Genomic DNA, 17,438 nt, shown 5'->3' with positions numbered 1-17,438 from the left:
ACGCTCGCAGGTGTCCGTCGGTCCGCTTGACACAAAAATCGAACATCCATTCTTATGGAGGCTCCGGCGGGCTCACGGCGGGTATTTCGACACGGTTTTGACGGAGAAGTACCCGAGTTATCCACAGCCGGACGGGCGTCGGGGCGCATTGTCAGTGGCAGGCGTTAGCGTCTTTGACGTGAAGCGATCGACTCAAGCAAACCGGGTGGAACCCATGGCAGGTACCGACCGCGAGAAGGCCCTCGACGCCGCCCTCGCACAGATTGAACGACAATTCGGCAAGGGCGCGGTCATGCGCATGGGCGAGCGGTCCAAGGAGCCCATCGAGGTCATCCCGACCGGGTCGACCGCGCTCGACGTGGCCCTCGGTGTCGGCGGCCTGCCGCGCGGCCGCGTCGTGGAGATCTACGGACCGGAGTCCTCCGGCAAGACCACGCTGACCCTGCACGCGGTGGCCAACGCCCAGAAGGCCGGCGGTCAGGTCGCCTTCGTGGACGCGGAGCACGCCCTCGACCCCGAGTACGCGCGCAAGCTCGGCGTCGACATCGACAACCTGATCCTCTCCCAGCCGGACAACGGCGAGCAGGCCCTGGAGATCGTGGACATGCTGGTCCGCTCCGGCGCCCTGGACCTCATCGTCATCGACTCCGTCGCCGCGCTCGTCCCGCGCGCGGAGATCGAGGGCGAGATGGGCGACAGCCACGTGGGTCTGCAGGCCCGTCTGATGAGCCAGGCCCTGCGGAAGATCACCAGCGCGCTCAACCAGTCCAAGACCACCGCGATCTTCATCAACCAGCTCCGCGAGAAGATCGGCGTGATGTTCGGCTCCCCGGAGACCACGACCGGTGGCCGCGCGCTGAAGTTCTACGCCTCGGTGCGCATCGACATCCGCCGCATCGAGACCCTGAAGGACGGCACGGAGGCGGTCGGCAACCGCACCCGCTGCAAGGTCGTCAAGAACAAGGTCGCGCCGCCCTTCAAGCAGGCCGAGTTCGACATCCTCTACGGCCAGGGCATCAGCCGCGAGGGCGGCCTGATCGACATGGGCGTGGAGCACGGCTTCGTCCGCAAGGCCGGCGCCTGGTACACGTACGAGGGCGACCAGCTCGGCCAGGGCAAGGAGAACGCGCGCAACTTCCTGAAGGACAACCCCGACCTGGCCAACGAGATCGAGAAGAAGATCAAGGAAAAGCTGGGCGTCGGCGTCCGGCCGGAGGAGCCCACCGCCGAGCCGGGCACGGACGCGGCCGGTGCCGCGCCCGCGGCCGGCGACACCGCCAAGACGGAGCCCGCACCGGCGGCCAAGGCGGCCAGGACAGCCAAGGCCCCGGCGGCCAAGAGCTAGCCCATGACACGACGAACCGACTGGGCCGAGCACGCCCACCCCGTGACCCCGCAGCGGCGGGGAAGCGGGCGCGACACGGGGTTCGTCGGGGGCGGTGACGGGGCGTACGACAACGTGCGCGGCGACGCGGACGCGCACGGCGAGGACGCTCCACGCGGCGAGGGCCGCGTGCGCGGCGGACGCGGGCGAGGGCGGCGGCACGGCGGCGGGGAACCGGCCGGCGCCCCACAGGACGGAGGCTCTTCCTTCTCGTCGAGGGCCGGGACGGGGGAGCACCCGGGGGACCCGGTTGAGCAGGCGCGGGCGATCTGCCTGCGTCTGCTCACCGGAACTCCACGCACGCGCAAACAACTCGCGGACGCCCTGCGCAAGCGGGAGATCCCCGAGGAGGTCGCGGACGAGGTGCTGTCGCGATTCGAGGAGGTCGGCCTGATCGACGACAGCGCCTTCGCGGACGCCTGGGTGGAATCCCGGCACCACGGCCGGGGCCTGGCCCGGCGGGCGCTCGCCCAGGAGCTGCGGACGAAGGGCGTGGACTCCGCGCTGATCGACGCGGCGGTGGGACAGCTGGACGCCGAGCAGGAAGAGGCCACAGCGCGCGAGCTCGTCGCCCGCAAACTGCGCGCCACACGGGGCCTCGACCGCGACAAACGCCTGCGCCGCCTCGCGGGCATGCTCGCCCGCAAGGGCTACTCCGAGGGGATGGCCCTGCGCGTGGTCCGCCAGGCCCTGGCGGAGGAGGGGGAGGACACGGAGGGGCTGGGGGACGAGGGGTTCTGAAGCCGGGGGAGGGGGAGGGGGGAGGGGCGGGGCCCTCCCCCCTCCCGTCATCACGAAGCCCAAGCCTGCAACAAGCCCACCAGCCCCCAACGGCCAACCCCAGCAAAGCCCTACGACGCCACCGGCAGTCCCGCCGCTCTCCAGGCCTGGAAGCCGCCCACCAGGTCGGTCGCGCGGTGCAGGCCCAGTTGGCGCAGGGACGCGGCGGCCAGGCTGGAGGCGTAGCCCTCGTTGCATACGACCACGACGCGCAGGTCGTGCCCGGTGGCCTCGGGGAGGCGGTGGCTGCCCTGCGGGTCCAGGCGCCACTCCAGTTCGTTCCGTTCGACGACCAGCGCGCCGGGGATGAGTCCGTCACGGTCCCGCAGGGCCGCGTAGCGGATGTCCACGAGCAGGGCCTCGCCGGCCCGTGCGGCCTGGTGGGCCTCAGCGGGCTCCACCCGGTCCAGGTCCTCGCGGACCCGATCCAGCAACGCGTCGATGCCCACAGGGTGTTCGGGTGCGGTACTCACTGCCAGTCCTCCGGGCGTTCGACATGCTCCAGCCGCAGCACCTGACCTGTGCGACTGTAGCGGCGGATCTGCGGCAGGGGCGGGTAGTAGGCGTGCACCGAGACGGCGTGTCGCTCGGTGGACTCGTTGAGCACCTCGTGCACATGGTGCCGGCCGAAGGAGCGGCCGTTACCGGCCGGCAGTCGCCGCTCGCGGTCGACTCCGTCGGTGAGTTCCAGGGTCTTCCAGCCGTCGGACGGCAGCCGGACCGCGAGGGAGTTCTCCTTGAGTTCGCCCGATGCGGTGACGAAGGCGCCGACCGACTCGGCGTGGTCGTGCCAGCCGGTGCCCGTGCCGGGCGGCCAGCCGATCAGCCAGGCCTCGCTGCCGCCGGGACCCTCGAGCCGTACCCAGGTGCGGCCCTCGGGATCCAGTGGGAGTGAGGCGATCAGCTCGGCGTCGGCGGCCGTGCGCCGCGCGAAGTCGAGGAGTTCGGCCTGGGTGGGAGCCTCGGTCCGGGCGGAGTCCGCGGACAGGGGCACAGAAGGGGAGACAGACAAGGGGGTACCGTCCTGAGGGTTCGCCGGGGCGCGCTGCGGCAGGGGCGCTGCGCGCGGTGAAAGAAGCGAGATCAACAGGACGGGCGACACACGCAGCCCGCATAGCGGACGAGGTCCATATGGACCCTCCGCCACAGGCGCGCATACGTGTCGGTCATGGTCCGGAGTACACCATGGCGGTGTCGACCGGTCAACTCACGGTCACCATGTGGACCTCATGGTGACCGTGAGTGCGGGCAAAGGAGTTCCCCTCCGCAGCACCTAGCTGTGGCATCTCATGACATTGGTTCCTCGCTGGCTTGGCGGGCGTAGGACGCGAGGCGATCGGCGAGCGCGGTGACGAGGTCGCGCAGTTCATCGGGGCGCTCGATTACGAACGGCCGGTCGAGTGAGGCGAGTGCCGGAGGCAACCAGTCGAGCCGCTCCGCCCGTAGTTCGACGCGCAGCCAGCGCTCGGTCGCCCGGCCCTTGCCTGCCGTGGGCGCGTGCTCCTCCAGGCTCGCGACACTGACGGGAAGGTGGGCGCGGATCTGCTCAACGGTCCCGTAGATCCGCAAGGTCACCTCATGTCGGTACTCAGCCGTGGCGAACCCTGACAACACGCGCTGTGCCGGATCGGGACCCACGGGCGCCTCGAACGAGCCGGGCAGGGTCCTCGCGTTTGCGATGCGATCGAGCCGGAAGGTTCGGTCCTCGCCGATCTCGGGGTCCGTACCCGTGACGTACCACCGGCCCGAATGGGCGACGATCCCGTACGCGTGCAGCGTGCGTTCGCTGCGTCGGCCGTCGCGGTCGGTGTATCTGATCGAGACCGGTCGGCGGTGGCGCACCGCATCGGCGAAGGTGAGCAGGGCCCCAGCGTCCGGGGTGGCGAACTCACGGGGCTGATCCGTGAAGGCGAGCGATTCCAGGAGTGTGTCGAGCCGGCGGGCGACGTGCTTGGGCAGCACCCGCCCAATCTTGGCCGATGCCGTCTCGCTCGCCGTGCGCTCTGTCGTCGTCAACCCTGCTCGGCGGCCGGCGACCAGGCCGAGCAGCACGGCCAGCGCCTCGTCATCGCTGAGCATGAGCGGAGGCAAACGGTACCCGGGGGCGAGCCGGTACCCGCCGTACCGGCCGCGCACCGACTCCACGGGCACGTCAAGGTCGATCAGATGATCCACATACCGCCGCACGGTGCGCCCATCAACGCCGAGCCGGTCGGCGAGTTCGGCCACCGTCCGGGTGCCGCCCGACTGCAGCAGCGCCGAACTCAAGACCACCAACGCCACCCTCGCGATCGCCAGCACCCGCACCGTCCCGCTGTTCGCCCCGGGCTCCGCCCGCCCAGCGGACAACCACAGCATGATCATCGAGTTCCGCGTCGACGACGTGGACCGCGTTCACCAGAACCTGACCGACTTCGTCACCGACTTCGTCAACGAGCCCACCACGATGCCCTGGGGCAACCGGTCGCTGCTGTTCCGCGACCCCGACGGCAACCTCGTCAACTTCTTCGCCCCCGTCACCCCGGCGGCCATCGAGAAGTTCGCACGTTGACGCCAGGAACAGTCACTCACGCGGGAACACCCTGAGATCCCGGTGCTCCCGATGAACGCGGCCGCCGAGTTCAGGAGCGCCAGCAGCAGGGGGCACCGGAACGCACCGCTGACCCCCGAGGGACGTCTGCGGTTGTGCCTGCGGATCGACGCTGGCCGACCGATCGCGCATGTCGCTGCCGAGGCCGGGCTATCGGCCGCTGCCTGGCCAAGTGGTACGCCCGCTGGCGCGCGCACGGCGAGAACGGCCTGCTCGACCACTCCTCCCGCCCCGCCACCAGCCCGGCCCGCACCGCCGAGGACATCGCTGACCTGGTGGAAGCGCTGCGGCGGCAAACCAAGCACGGGCCCGCACGGCTCGCCGCCGACCTTCAGCGGCTGCACTGCGTCACGATCGCGCCGGCGACCGTGCACCGCATCCTTGTCCGGCGGGCCTCAACCGGCTACGCGACCTCGACCCGCCGACCGGCGAGCAACTGCGCAAGGTCATCCGCTAGGAGCACGACCGCGTCGGCGACCTGATTCACGTCGACATCAACAAGCTCGGCCGTATCCCGGCCGGAGGCGGCTGGCGCATGCACGGCATCGGCACCGACGCAGCTCGCGCCTCCAAGCGCACCGGTCCGGACACCGGGAAAGTCGGCTACACCTATCTCCACACGGCGCTCGACGACCACTCCCGCCTGGCCTACACCGAGGCCCTGGAGGACGAGCGCGCCGTCACGGCGTCCGCCTTCTGGCACCGTGCGGTCGCGTTCTTCGCCGCCCACGACATCGTCACGATCCATCGCGTGCTGACCGACAACGGCGCGTGCTACCGCTCCCACGCCTGGGCGGACGCGCTCACCGCGACCGGCACGAACCACAAGCGCACCCGCCTCTACACGCCCCGGACGAACGGGAAAGTGGAGAGGTTCAACGGGACGCTCGCCCGGGAGTGGGCCTATGTCCGCGACTACACGTCCGAACAGGAACGCCGTGCCGCACTCGCCGACTTCCTCAACTACTACAACCACGAGCGGCCACATTCCGCGCTCGGCGGCAGACCACCAATCAGCCGGGCCTCCGACAGGGACTACCGCGTCACCTTCGAGCATCCGCCCGAACCGCTCGACAACTACCCGCAGCAGCTCGCGATCGAAAATCTCGTGGCACCAACCTCATGAGACATCACACCTAGCGCGCGCTCGCCGTCGCCTGTGTCTTCGCCGGGCCGCCCAGGGCCGCCTCGGCCGCCGCGTACAGGTCCGCGGGGCGCACCCCGGCGAGTGCCGTCACCAGATGGCCGTCCGGCCGGATCAGCAGGACGGTGTGGGCGGCGGCGCCCGGGTAGCTCTCGGCGACCAGCAGTTCCGCGGGGTGCGGCAGGGCGGTCACCGCCGCCGCGAGCCGGGGCATGATCCCGGCCGACACCCAGTGCTTGCGCTCCCATACGCCGGTGCCCGGCGCGACCAGCACCACCAGCAGCGATCCGCGGCCGAGCCGGTCCCGCAGCCGTACGAACGCCCCGTCCTCCGCGGTCACCCGCACGTCCACCACCTGCGCTCCGGGCTCCGTGCCCACGAACGCCGTCGACTCGCCGTCATCCGCCGCCAGCGGTGAGGCGGCGTACGTCGCCGGCGTGCCCAGCGCGCCCCGCCCCAGGTGGCCGTCCGTGAGGAGGCCGTCATGGCCGCGGGCGGACCCGGGTACGTAGGACCGCAGGCCCCCGCCGCCGCGCAGCAGCGGCAGCGCCTGGTCGGCGGCGCGCAATCGGGCCGCGACCGCGGCGCGGCGCTCCGCCTGGTAGCTGTCGAGCAGCGCTTCGTGCGGCCCGTGGTGCCAGACCAGTGCCAGCTTCCAGGCGAGGTTGTCGACGTCCCGCAGGCTCTCGTCGAGGCCCTGCGTCCCGAGCGCTCCGAGCAGGTGCGCGGCGTCCCCGGCGAGGAAGACCCGGCCGGCGCGCCAGCGGCGGGCGAGCCGGTGGTGGACGGTGTGGACGCCGGTGTCCAGCAGGTCGTAGGCGGGGGTGGTGCCCCCGTTCCAGCCGGCGAGGGTCTCCCGGATGCGGGTCACCAGCAGTTCGGGCGTGACCAGGTCCTTGCCCGGCGGCAGCAGCCAGTCCAGCCGCCACACCCCGTCGGGCAGGGGGCGTGCCGTGACCTCGCCGCCCGAGGGGCCGGACGTCCGCCACGGCGGCATGCGGTGCAGCAACGCCTCGCCGGGCCAGGGCAGTTCGGCGCGCAGGGCGGCCACGGCGTGCCGTTCCACCGCGGTACGGCCGGGGAAGCGGATGTCGAGGAGCTTGCGGACCGTCGAGCGCGGCCCGTCGCAGCCGACGAGGTGGCTGCCGCGCCACCAGGTGCTCCGTGGGCCGCGCGTGTGCGCGGTGACGCCGGAGGGTTCCTGCTCGAGGGCGTCGAGGCGGCTCTCGACGGCGACCTTGACCAGCGGCTGTCCGGCGATGGCGGTGCGCAGGGCTCCGGTCAGCACATGCTGGGCGATGTGCAGCGGTGCCGGCCCTCCGGGTTCCTCCACCGTGCCCTTGCGGCCCTCGGCGGCCCGCTCGGCCGTGGGGCCGTATCCGCTGCCGCGCTCAAGCGCCGTGCCGTCCGGCTCGAAGGTGACCTTCCGGGTCAGTTGCTTGCGCCGCATCGACCGCCACCCGGTGAAGCGCAGTCCCGGCCCGGTGAGCGGCACTCCGGCCAGGCGTTCCATCAAGGCGGCCGTGTCCTCGCGCAGCACCACCGTGCGTGCGGCCCGCTGTTCGTCCTTGCCCGGGCCCTCGTCGAGGACCACGGACGGCACCTCCTGCCGTGCCAGAGCCAGCGCGAGCGAGAGCCCGACGGGCCCCGCCCCCACGATGATCACCGGGTCCACGGCGTGGCGCCCCCTGCCCACAGCGGTGTTCTGACGGCCTCATGTGAACACGAGTATGGAGCAGGGCGCACGATCACAGAATGTATGCAACCTATTGCAGGTGCTTGCGTCAAGTGACGGCCGTTGTGGCATGGCTGAGTGCGCCTCAGCCAGTGACGTCCCATACAGGCACGGTGGTGACGTCGGCCTGCCAGGCGATACGGGCGGCCTGGATCCGGTTGTCCGCGCGAAGTTTGATGCACAGGGTACGGACATGGTCCTTGACCGTCTCCGGACTGATGTGAAGAGCCTGGGCGATGGCACGGTTGGGAAGGCCGTCGCCGAGGAGGGCCAGAACTTCGCGCTCACGCGTGCTCAGGCCGGCGACGCGTTCCTGTGCCCCGTTAGCAGGGCGGGCCGAGGCGGGGTGGCCGTGGATGATCGCGTCGGCGATTTCGGGGGAAAGGGCGCGGCTTCCCTCGGTGACGGCGGCGAGGGCCCAGGTCAGGTGTTGAGGCGCAGAGCGATGGAGCAGAACGCCGGCCGCCCCGTTGACGAGGAGGGTGCTGGCATCCCTTTGTGTGATGCGCTCCGCGATGACCAGGACGGCAGGTGACGCCGGGAGGCGGGCGACGGTCTCCACGAGCGGGAGAGAGTCCTTGCCGCAGGCGTCACCGCTGATGAGGAGGTCCGGGCGGGTGTTCGTCACCAAGGCGGCCGCCTGCGTTCGCTTCCCTTCGGCCACGACGCTGGTCCGCAGCTTCCGGTGCGAGTCAGGAGGCAGGGCTTGCAGCATGCCGCGCAGGCCTGCGCGGCATAGCGATCTGTCATCGATGATTCCCACCCGTAGCATGCGGTCCCCGTGTGGTGCTGTGCGTACGCAACGGCATGTGTGGCCCGGCTCTCGTCCGGTCACGACGAGCGCCAGCCATGCGATCCTCTGATTATTGCGCGTGCACGTCAAGCCCTTTCGGATTGCTCAGCATTAAATAAGTTGCTAGGGCAAATAACTTCTTTTTCGGCGCGCTCGGTTGATGTCGCTCGGTGAATGTCAACCCCCTTTTCGGGGGTGCTTGTCCCGTACCCCCTGTGTGGGGGGTCTTTTTCTCTTCGTCGGGAGCTCATGATGGTAATGCCTTACAGGTCCCTGAATGAGAGGAAGAGTGATATGGACGGTAATTGGACACGCCGGGGTGCGGCGTGGGGTGCGACCGCGGCCGCCTGTCTGCTGACGATGGGTGCGGCGACCGCGCCGGCCGCAGCGACTCCCGCCGCCGCATCGGCGGCGGCCGTCCACTGCGGAAACCCGATCCTCAAGGTGTGGTACGACTCGGACCAGTTCGGCACCTACCTCAAGGCGTGGTTCGAGACGGACCGGGGCTGCCCCAGGGGTCGGGAGGTCGCCAGCCTCGCCGGGCAGATCCACTGCTTCAAGCCCCGTCCCAAGGTTGTCTACCGCGACAACATTGCGGACAAGAAGGCGCCGGCTTCGACCCTCGTAAAGGCGTTGCCGCCGAAGAGCGAGTGCAAGACCTTCTATGCCGAGGCGACCATCGTCTACAAGCACGCCGGGCGGGTGCCGTTCAAGGACACCTGGCGCTGGAACTGGGGCGAATACCCGGCGTAAGGCGATTCCTTCGCAAAGCTCAAATCTTCCTCAAGCGTGGATCCTCCATGCGAGAGGCTTCTGAAGGAGGTTAATCATGCACGGTGAAGAGACCAAGGTGAGGCGTCGCGCAGCCATGCTTCTCGGCACGGCAGTCCTGGCGACCGCCCTGGGGGCGCCGTCGGCGTCCGCGGACGGTCCCTCCGAGATCTACCTCGGCCAGCGCTCGGGCACCATCAACATCGGCGGGCTCCCCCACTCGTACAAGTGGGTCGACAAGCAGTACCGCAGCACCTCGCTGCCCAACCTGCGCAAGCACTCGATCCGCATCACGTACAACGCATGTGCCAACTGGCGGGCACGTGCTGCCGTGAGGTGGGGTGGTACCTACGACACCGTCGAATCGTCGGCCAAGGGCTGCAACAAGTCCGTCCTGCTGACGCCCATGGGGGACATGAATGCCAACGTCACGCTGACCGTCCATCAGGATCCCATGGACATGACGGCGAGCGTCACCATCAAGCCCGTGCACTGATCCGAGGGCGCCGACGGTGTCCTGCCCGTCCCCGCCGCGACAGGCAGGACACCGCGCCCGGTCGTGCCGACAAGAGCCGGCTCGCCGACTACTTCACCGTGCGATCCCCATCGCCGTCGACGGGGCCGAGGACCCCTCCCGTGCCGTCGAGCACTCCGGGGGTTTCGGCCGGCTCGGCCGCCGCAGCAACCGTGACACCGGTCTTCGCACGGCGACCGCGCCGCTCTATCCAGGTGGCGAGCGAGGAGAGCGCGAGGCACATCGCGATGTAGATCGCGCCGACGACGATGGTGACCGCCGTGAACGGGTTCTCACCGTTGACGATGATGTTGTTGGCCATCGTCCGGGTGGCGAAGAGGAGCTCCGTGTAGGTGATGATGTAGCCGAGCGAGGTGTCCTTCAGGGTGACGACCAGCTGGCTGATCATGGTCGGCAGCATGGACCGCACCGCCTGAGGCAGCAAGAGGGTCGTCATCACCTGGTACTTGCGCAGTCCGAGTGCGTACGCCGCTTCGACCTGTCCGCGCGGCACGGCGTTGATGCCCGCGCGGAACACTTCGGCCTGTACGCAACCGTTGTAGACGGTCAGGCCGATGACGAGGCCCCAGAACGCGGTGTTGTCCCCGACGGCGCCGAGATCGTTCTTGTAGGTGAGAAAAAGCACCCACAGGGCATAGATCGTGATCAGCAGCGGTACCGCGCGGAACAGCTCCACGAACCCCGTGGCGAACCAGCGGACGGGCCTGTGCTCGGACAACCGCGCCACGGCGAGCAGCAGGCCCAGCACCAGGGAGAGCGCGCCGGCCACGGCGAACACCTTCAAGGTGGTCAACACGCCGTCGCGGATGTTGGTCCGCACCCCCGCGTTGTTGAAGATGTCCCACACCTTCGGGTCCAACTGGCCCTTGGCGTCCATGCGGTACCCGACGAAGGCGACCAGGCCGACCACGGCCAGGCAGCCGATCACCGTGAAGAGTCGGTTGCGCAGACGGGCCCTGGGGCCGGGTGCGTCGTACAGAACGCTCGAACTCATCGTGCGACCCCCAGGCGCCGCTCCAGCAGCCGGAAGAGACCGCTGATGGAGAACGTGATGACGAGGTAGCCCAGGGCCACCCACAGGAAGATCCAGGCGATGGCGAAGCCCTGGTCACTCAGCAGCTTCTGCACACCGAACAGTTCGGTGACGCTGAAGGCGCCCGCGATCGCCGAGTTCTTGGTCAGCGCGATGAAGATCGAGCTCAGCGGTGGGACGACGGTGCGCGTGGCCTGGGGCAGGACGATCAGACGCAGCGTCTGCGAGAAGGTCATACCCAGGGAGCGGGCGGCCTCCGCCTGCCCCAGGGGCACAGTGTTGATGCCTGACCGCACGGCTTCGCAGACGAAGGCCGAGGTGTAGAAGCCCAGCGCCAGAAGGGCCTTCATCCACGGGCTCAGACCCGGTACGAAGATCACCGGCACGACGAACCATGCGATGAGGAACAGCAGGGTCAGTGGGGTGTTGCGGAAGAGGGTGACCCAGACGGTGCCGAACATCCGCAGCGGAGGCACCGGGGAGACACGGAACCCGGCGATGATGACACCGAGCACCATCGCGAGGAGTCCGCTGGCCAGGGTCAGCAGGACTGTGCCGATGAACCCCTCGCGGAATTCCGCGAGATGGTCGAGCAATACGTTCACGGGGTGAGGTCCTCGTGGGCGGCGTAAGGGCGGGGGGAGTCCGATCCCGGGCACATCGGCCCGAAGGTGCCTGGGACGGACGGTTCGTCACCGCGGACGCGAACGGTGCCGATCTGCGGCGGTGGGCTGCGTCGGCACCTTGAGTCGCGGCGTCTCGTCGGTGGTCAGTAGCGCTCGACGGCCGGAGGCTCCGTGTACGAGGAGCCCGACAGACCGAGCGTCGCCTCGTAGGCCTTCTTGTAGTCGCCGTTCTTCTCGTGCTTCTCGAGCGCGTCGTTGACCGCGTCGCGCAGCGCCTTGTCGTCCTTGTTCATGCCGACGCCGTACGGCTCCTTGGTGAACGGCTTGCCGATGACCTTCAGCTTGGTCGGGCGCTGGGCGGCGTAGCCCTTGAGGATCGCGTCGTCGGTGGTCACCGCGTCGACTTCGTTGTTGAGCAGCTGCTGGACGCACTCCGAGTACTTCGACAGTTCCACCGTCTTGGCGCCGTACTGGGGCTTCTTGATCTCCTGCAGCGGAGTCGAGCCCTTGATGGAGCAGACGGTCTTGCCCTTGAGCGAGTCCGGCCCGGTGATGTCCTTCTCGTCCTTGCGGACGAGGAGGTCCGCTCCCGCCATGAAGTACGGGCCCGCGAAGCCGACCTGCTGCTTGCGCTTGTCGTTGATGGTGTAGGTGCCCACGTAGAGGTCGACCTCACCCTTGGAGATGGTGGTCTCGCGGACGTTGGAGTCGACGGTCTTGAACTCGATCTGCGACGGCTTGAAGCCGAGGTCGGCGGCGACCATCTTGGCGATCTCGATGTCGAAGCCCGAGCGCTTGCCGTCCGTGTCCTCGAAGCCCAGGTACGGCTGGTCGTTCTTGGCGCCGATCACCAGCTTGCCCGCCTGCTGGGCCCTCTTCAGGGTGGCGGAGTCGATCTTCACGTTCTGCGCGACGGCGTACGTGGGCAGCTTGGGCTGGTTGGTGGCGCCGGTCCCGCCGGGCTGGTCACCGGCGTTGCCGGACTCGCCGCCGCAGGCCGAAACGGTCAGCGCGAGGACGGCGAGAGCTGCCGTGATGGCGGAGTTGCGGAGCTTCATGGTGAGAATCCTTCGTGTCTTCGGTACCGGCCGTGGGAAGTCGGACGCGTGTCTGCACGGTCCGCAGAGGCATGTGTACGGGCGTCAGTGGTGCAGGATCTTGGACAGGAAGTCCTTCGCCCGGTCGCTGCGCGGATTGCTGAAGAACTGGTCCGGCCGGGCCTCTTCCACGATGCGCCCGTCGGCCATGAAGACCACCCGATTGGCGGCCGAACGGGCGAAGCCCATCTCATGGGTGACCACGACCATGGTCATGCCGTCCCGGGCGAGCTGCTGCATGACCTCCAGGACCTCGTTGATCATCTCGGGGTCCAGGGCCGAGGTCGGCTCGTCGAAGAGGATGATCTTGGGGTCCATCGCCAGCGCGCGGGCGATCGCGACACGCTGCTGCTGGCCGCCGGAGAGCTGGGCGGGGTACTTGTCCGCCTGGGTGCCGACGCCCACCCGGTCGAGCAGCGCGCGCGCCTTCTCCTCGGCCTTCTTCTTGTCGGTCCTGCGGACCTTGATCTGGCCCAGCATCACGTTCTCGAGCACCGTCTTGTGCGCGAAGAGGTTGAAGGACTGGAAGACCATGCCGACGTCGGCGCGCAGCCGGGCCAGCTCCTTGCCCTCCTGGGGCAGCGGCCTGCCGTCGATCAGGATCTCGCCCGCGTCGATGGTCTCCAGACGGTTGATGGTGCGGCACAGGGTGGACTTGCCGGACCCGGAGGGGCCGATGACCACGACGACTTCACCACGCGCGATGGTCAGGTCGATGTCCTGGAGCACGTGCAACGCGCCGAAGTGCTTGTTGACGCTCCTCAGGACGACCAGTTCGTCGGTCGCGGCCACCGAGTCCTTGGCCACCGATACTTCGGTCATGTGCTCACTGGCTCCGTCCTCACTCGGTTTCGGAGGACAGTAGTGAGGCCGCACGACCTGCGTCATTACATCTGAGGGAGATCTGAGCATCACAATCCGGTAGCGGCCGGACACGGCTCGTAGCGAATCCGGCGGACCGCGTACCGGCTGGGTAACGGATGCCGCCCGCGCCCCGAAGCCTCTTGACGGCGTCCTCGTTCATCGGCGTGACTTCCTTGGTGCACGCGCGCGTGCCCACGCGTTCGGGTGGGTGACGTCTTTCCGGTGCGGCGCGGGGGCGACGCCCTTGCGCACGTCGAGAGCGCACAGAGACCGTAGGGCCGACAAAACCGGAGGGGGCCGGCATGAGACTGCTTCTCGTCGAGGACGACAACCACGTCGCGGCCGCCCTGTCCGCGGTCCTGGCCCGGCACGGCTACGAGGTCACCCACGCCCGCAGCGGCGAGGAGGCGCTCCAGGCGCTGGTCCCCGAGGGCGCCGGCTTCGGCGTCGTCCTCCTCGACCTGGGCCTGCCCGACCAGGACGGCTACGAGGTCTGCGCCAAGATACGCAAGCGCACCGGCACCCCGGTGATCATGGTCACCGCGCGCTCGGACGTACGGTCCCGGATCCACGGCCTGAACCTCGGCGCCGACGACTACGTGGTCAAGCCGTACGACACCGGGGAACTGCTCGCGCGCATCCACGCGGTCAGCCGCCGCACCCCGCACCTGGACGACACCGGCGCCACCGAGACCGCGCTGCGCCTCGGCCCCGTGCACATCGAGTTCCCCACCCGCCGCGTCAGCGTGGACGGCTCCGTCGTCCAGCTGACCCGCAAGGAGTTCGACCTGCTCGCCCTGCTGGCCCAGCGCCCCGGTGTGGTGTTCCGCCGTGAGCAGATCATCAGCGAGGTGTGGCAGACCAGTTGGGAGGGGACCGGGCGCACCCTGGAGGTACACGTCGCCTCCCTGCGCTCCAAGCTGCGCATGCCCGCGCTGATCGAGACCGTGCGCGGCGTCGGGTACCGGCTCGTCGCCCCGGCCGCGTAGCGGGTACGGGTGCGCACACGTCTCCTTCCGCTGCTCATCGTCCTGATGGCGGCCGTGCTGCTCGCGCTCGGTGTGCCGCTCGCGGTGAGCCTCGCGGCCGCACAGCAGCAGCGGGTCGTCGTCGACCGCATCGACGACACGGCGCGCTTCGCCGCCCTCGCCCAGTTCGTCACCGACCGGCCCACCGGCTCCCGGGCCGACGTCACGGACGAGCGCGGCGAGACCCTGGCGGGTGAGCTCCGCATGTACTACAGCGTGTACGGCATCCGGGCCGGCGTCTTCTACCGCGACGACACGCCCATGGCCAACGCGCCGGGGGACTGGTTCCTGCCGCAGAAGGGCGAGGGCCGCGACGCCTTCAACGAGGCGCTGCTCGGGCGGCGCAGCCACGATCCCGAGCAGGTCTGGCCCTGGCAGCGCAGCCGGCTCGTGGTCGCCTCGCCGGTCATCCGCGACGGTGACGTCGTCGCGGTCGTCGTCACCGACTCGCCCACCGGGCAGATGCGGTCGAGGATCCTGCACGGCTGGCTGTTCATCGGCGCCGGGGAGGTCGCCGCGATGTTGCTCGCCGTCGGCGCGGCGCTGCGGCTGACCGGGTGGGTGCTCAGGCCGGTACGGGTCCTGGACGCGACGACCCACGACATAGCGACCGGACGCCTGAAGTCCCGGGTCGCGGCGGCGGGCGGGCCGCCGGAACTGAGGCGGCTCGCCCGGTCGTTCAACGAGATGGCGGACAACGTCGAGCAGGTCCTGGAGCAGCAGCGCGCCTTCGTCGCCGACGCCTCCCACCAGTTGCGCAATCCGCTGGCCGCGCTGCTGCTGCGCATCGAACTGCTCGCGCTGGAACTGCCGGAGGGCAACGAGGAGATCGCCTCGGTGCGGACCGAGGGCAAGCGCCTCGCGCAGGTCCTGGACGACCTGCTCGACCTGGCGCTCGCCGAGCACGCGGAGGCGGAACTGCGGCTCACCGACATCGGCGCGCTGACCGCCGAGCGGGTCGCGGCCTGGGGGCCGGCCGCCGAGGCCAAGGGCGTACGGCTGACCGGAACCTGCCCGGCCACCACGGCCTGGGCGGACCCCGTGACCCTGTCCAGCGCGCTGGACGCGGTCATCGACAACGCGGTGAAGTTCACTCCCGCGGGCCAGGGCGTGGAAGTGGAGGTCGCGGCCGCCGGTGACACCGCCACGGTGGTGGTCACCGACGGCGGCCCGGGCCTCAGCGACGAGGAACTCTCCCGCGTCGGCGACCGCTTCTGGCGCAGCGCCGCCCACCAGAACGTCAAGGGCTCGGGCCTCGGCCTGTCGATCACCCAGACGCTGCTGGCGGCGGGCGGGGGCTCGATCTCGTACGCGCATCACGAGCCGCACGGCCTCAGGGTGACGGTGTCGCTTCCCCGGACGGCGGCGGGGGCGGGGCGCGCCGGGGTCTGAGGGACTTCGCGGCCGGGGCAGGGCGCCATCGGCCTGTCCGGCGTTCGAGGCTGGGGCCGTCCAGGCCGATCGGGGGTCGGGAGCCGAGCCTCCAGGGGAGTAGGCCACCAGGTGGCGGGAACTACGGCTTCACCGACCGGTAGTACCGCCGCGCGCCGTCGTGCAGTTCCAGCGGGTCCGTGTAGATCGCCGTGCGCAGATCCACCAGCTGTGCCGCGTGCACCTGTGCGCCGATCCGGTCGCGGCTGTCGATGACCACGCGGGTCAGCTCGTCGGTCAGGTCGGCGTTCATGTCCTGACGTGTCACGAGGAGGTTGGCGACGGCCACGGTCTGCACGGAGACGCCCTGCTGCGCCTCTGGATAGGCGTCGGCCGGCATCACCGCGGCCCGGTAGTAGTGGGACGCGCCGCCCTGCGCGTGCAGCTTCGCCACCAGGTCGGCGCCGATCGGCACCAGGCGGACCGGGAAGTGCTGCGACAGATCCGTGATCGCGCCGGTGGGCAGCCCGCCCGACCAGAAGAACGCGTCGATCCGGTGCTGCCTCAGCAGCCCGGGCATCGTCCCGATGCCGTCGGACAGCGGCGTGATGTCTTTCTCGGGGTCCAGCCCGGCCGCCTTCAGCACATGCTCCGCGATCAGCCGCACCCCGGAGCCACTCGGCCCGACGGCGACCGCGCGGCCCTTCAGGTCCGCCACCGACCGTATGGCGGACGACTGCGGCACCACCAGGTGCACATAGTCGTCGTACAGCCGGGCGCAGCCGCGCAGCCGGCCGGCGCCGGGCCCGCTCTGAAGCCGGTACGTCTCCACCGCGTCGGCCGCCGCGATCGTGAAGTCCACCTTCCCGGTGGCCACCCGGCGCACGTTCTCCTGCGACCCGTCGCTGTTCTGCAGCCGTACGTCCAGCTGCGGCATGTCCCGGGCGATCGTCTGCCGCAGCAGGGTGCCGTACTTCTCGTAGACGCCGCTCGGGGTGCCCGTACTGAAGGTGACCGTGCCGCTCGGGGACTCCTCGCCGATCGGCAGCAGCCACCACAGCAGCAGCCCGAGGACCGCGCACGCGGCCGCCGAGCCCAGCAGCGCGCGGCGTCTGCCGATACGGGGGAGTGCCTGAAGCATGCGCGCGATCCTGCCAGGCCGCGGTCCCCCTGACCAGGCCGGGACCGACAAGGGGAGGGAGGAGGACGGGTGCCGGCGAACGGTAGGGTCGGCGGATGCGTCCTTCCCCCGCCTCCCTCGTCCGTGAGTTCCACCTCGCCTTCGGTCTCGACGTGCGTTCCGAGCCGACGGAGGTCTCCCCGGAACTGGCCGCGCACCGGGGTGAGCTGCTCGCCGAGGAGGCCGCGGAGGTCGCCGAGGTGTCCGTCACCGGCCCGCTCGATCGGCTGGCGCACGAGCTGGCCGACCTCGTGTACGTGGCGTACGGGACGGCCCTGGTGCACGGCATCGACCTCGACGCCGTCATCGCCGAGATCCACCGCGCCAACATGACGAAGATCGGCCCGGACGGCACGGTGTCGCGCCGGGCCGACGGCAAGGTCCTCAAGGGCGACCACTACCGCGCTCCTGACGTCTCTGCGGTGCTGCGCCGCCAGGGCTGGTCGCCCGCGGAGCGGTAGGGACAGCACCGCCCCGGCGTCCGGCTCGGCGACCGTGGCCCGGCGG

18 protein-coding genes and 2 pseudogenes are annotated in these 17,438 nt (G+C 69.8%); 9 read left to right on the top strand and 11 right to left on the bottom strand.

Going from position 1 to position 17,438, the window contains the following annotated elements; all coding sequences use genetic code 11:
* Positions 1-214 precede the first annotated feature (214 nt).
* Together recA and recX are read left to right on the top strand one after the other, a co-directional pair.
* On the top strand, positions 215-1,345 hold the full coding sequence (gene recA, locus ACIRC0_RS07690) for a recombinase RecA (RefSeq protein ID WP_403612561.1): 1,131 nt from the start codon (positions 215-217) through the stop codon (positions 1,343-1,345).
* 3 nt (positions 1,346-1,348) lie between these two features.
* Positions 1,349-2,125 (top strand): recombination regulator RecX, encoded by a 777-nt coding sequence (gene recX / locus ACIRC0_RS07685; RefSeq protein WP_403612558.1) that lies wholly within the window; start codon positions 1,349-1,351, stop codon positions 2,123-2,125.
* Between the two features lie 110 nt (positions 2,126-2,235).
* On the opposite strand, the gene ACIRC0_RS07680 is transcribed toward recX, so the two are convergent.
* The 4 genes from ACIRC0_RS07680 to ACIRC0_RS07665 all read right to left on the bottom strand — a co-directional run bounded on the left by ACIRC0_RS07680 (position 2,236) and on the right by ACIRC0_RS07665 (position 4,528).
* Complete coding sequence (locus ACIRC0_RS07680) at positions 2,236-2,637, bottom strand: rhodanese-like domain-containing protein (RefSeq protein WP_403612556.1); 402 nt, start codon at positions 2,635-2,637, stop codon at positions 2,236-2,238.
* Positions 2,634-3,176 (bottom strand): cysteine dioxygenase, encoded by a 543-nt coding sequence (locus tag ACIRC0_RS07675; protein ID WP_403612553.1) that lies wholly within the window; start codon positions 3,174-3,176, stop codon positions 2,634-2,636. Before ACIRC0_RS07675 ends, ACIRC0_RS07680 begins: the two co-directional genes overlap by 4 nt.
* 71 nt (positions 3,177-3,247) lie before the next feature.
* Positions 3,248-3,334, bottom strand: coding sequence for a putative leader peptide (locus ACIRC0_RS07670; protein ID WP_315986099.1), 87 nt, complete (start codon positions 3,332-3,334; stop codon positions 3,248-3,250).
* A 117-nt stretch (positions 3,335-3,451) separates the two neighbouring features.
* Entirely contained in the window at positions 3,452-4,528 is a 1,077-nt protein-coding gene (locus tag ACIRC0_RS07665) for a helix-turn-helix transcriptional regulator (RefSeq protein ID WP_403612551.1), read from the bottom strand.
* Between ACIRC0_RS07665 and ACIRC0_RS07660 the strand changes: the two are divergent.
* Together ACIRC0_RS07660 and ACIRC0_RS07655 are read left to right on the top strand one after the other, a co-directional pair.
* Positions 4,422-4,715 (top strand): annotated as a pseudogene (locus tag ACIRC0_RS07660) (VOC family protein); the annotation flags it as partial. The gene ACIRC0_RS07665 and the pseudogene ACIRC0_RS07660 overlap by 107 nt on opposite strands.
* Before the next feature lie 51 nt (positions 4,716-4,766).
* Positions 4,767-5,784: pseudogene (locus ACIRC0_RS07655) on the top strand (IS481 family transposase); the annotation flags it as partial.
* Between the two features lie 106 nt (positions 5,785-5,890).
* Here ACIRC0_RS07655 and ACIRC0_RS07650 read toward each other — a convergent pair.
* On the bottom strand, positions 5,891-7,573 hold the full coding sequence (locus tag ACIRC0_RS07650) for an FAD-dependent monooxygenase (protein ID WP_403612786.1): 1,683 nt from the start codon (positions 7,571-7,573) through the stop codon (positions 5,891-5,893).
* Between the two features lie 145 nt (positions 7,574-7,718).
* Positions 7,719-8,396: a LuxR C-terminal-related transcriptional regulator gene (locus tag ACIRC0_RS07645; RefSeq protein ID WP_403612548.1), complete on the bottom strand. Its 678-nt coding sequence runs from the start codon at positions 8,394-8,396 to the stop codon at positions 7,719-7,721.
* Positions 8,397-8,720: 324 nt separating this feature from the next.
* Here ACIRC0_RS07645 and ACIRC0_RS07640 point away from each other — a divergent pair, with 324 nt between their 5' ends.
* Together ACIRC0_RS07640 and ACIRC0_RS07635 are read left to right on the top strand one after the other, a co-directional pair.
* Entirely contained in the window at positions 8,721-9,179 is a 459-nt protein-coding gene (locus tag ACIRC0_RS07640; RefSeq protein ID WP_403612546.1) for a hypothetical protein, read from the top strand.
* Positions 9,180-9,255: 76 nt separating this feature from the next.
* On the top strand, positions 9,256-9,693 hold the full coding sequence (locus tag ACIRC0_RS07635) for a hypothetical protein (RefSeq protein WP_403612543.1): 438 nt from the start codon (positions 9,256-9,258) through the stop codon (positions 9,691-9,693).
* Positions 9,694-9,781: 88 nt separating this feature from the next.
* Here ACIRC0_RS07635 and ACIRC0_RS07630 read toward each other — a convergent pair whose 3' ends face one another.
* From ACIRC0_RS07630 to ACIRC0_RS07615, 4 genes are all read right to left on the bottom strand, one after another.
* A complete protein-coding gene (locus ACIRC0_RS07630; RefSeq protein ID WP_403612540.1) occupies positions 9,782-10,726 on the bottom strand; it encodes an amino acid ABC transporter permease in 945 nt (314 codons plus the stop codon).
* Entirely contained in the window at positions 10,723-11,370 is a 648-nt protein-coding gene (locus ACIRC0_RS07625) for an amino acid ABC transporter permease (protein ID WP_403612538.1), read from the bottom strand. Before ACIRC0_RS07625 ends, ACIRC0_RS07630 begins: the two co-directional genes overlap by 4 nt.
* 164 nt (positions 11,371-11,534) lie before the next feature.
* On the bottom strand, positions 11,535-12,449 hold the full coding sequence (locus ACIRC0_RS07620; RefSeq protein WP_403612535.1) for a transporter substrate-binding domain-containing protein: 915 nt from the start codon (positions 12,447-12,449) through the stop codon (positions 11,535-11,537).
* 84 nt (positions 12,450-12,533) lie between these two features.
* Positions 12,534-13,310: an amino acid ABC transporter ATP-binding protein gene (locus ACIRC0_RS07615; RefSeq protein WP_403612533.1), complete on the bottom strand. Its 777-nt coding sequence runs from the start codon at positions 13,308-13,310 to the stop codon at positions 12,534-12,536.
* A 344-nt stretch (positions 13,311-13,654) separates the two neighbouring features.
* Between ACIRC0_RS07615 and ACIRC0_RS07610 the strand changes: the two genes are divergently transcribed.
* Positions 13,655-14,341 carry a response regulator transcription factor gene (locus tag ACIRC0_RS07610; RefSeq protein WP_403612531.1) on the top strand — a complete coding sequence of 229 codons (687 nt, stop codon included), beginning with the start codon at positions 13,655-13,657 and terminating at the stop codon, positions 14,339-14,341.
* A 9-nt stretch (positions 14,342-14,350) separates the two neighbouring features.
* On the top strand, positions 14,351-15,772 hold the full coding sequence (locus ACIRC0_RS07605) for an ATP-binding protein (protein ID WP_403612529.1): 1,422 nt from the start codon (positions 14,351-14,353) through the stop codon (positions 15,770-15,772).
* Between the two features lie 121 nt (positions 15,773-15,893).
* Here ACIRC0_RS07605 and ACIRC0_RS07600 read toward each other — a convergent pair whose 3' ends face one another.
* On the bottom strand, positions 15,894-16,892 hold the full coding sequence (locus ACIRC0_RS07600) for a TAXI family TRAP transporter solute-binding subunit (RefSeq protein ID WP_403612527.1): 999 nt from the start codon (positions 16,890-16,892) through the stop codon (positions 15,894-15,896).
* Positions 16,893-16,987: 95 nt separating this feature from the next.
* Here ACIRC0_RS07600 and ACIRC0_RS07595 point away from each other — a divergent pair, with 95 nt between their 5' ends.
* Positions 16,988-17,392 (top strand): MazG nucleotide pyrophosphohydrolase domain-containing protein, encoded by a 405-nt coding sequence (locus tag ACIRC0_RS07595; RefSeq protein ID WP_403612525.1) that lies wholly within the window; start codon positions 16,988-16,990, stop codon positions 17,390-17,392.
* The last annotated feature ends 46 nt before the right edge of the window (positions 17,393-17,438 follow it).

This window comes from Streptomyces sp. NPDC093984, from assembly GCF_044764595.1.
Lineage (GTDB): Bacteria > Actinomycetota > Actinomycetes > Streptomycetales > Streptomycetaceae > Streptomyces > Streptomyces cynarae.
This window is presented reverse-complemented; position numbering and strand designations above follow the sequence as displayed.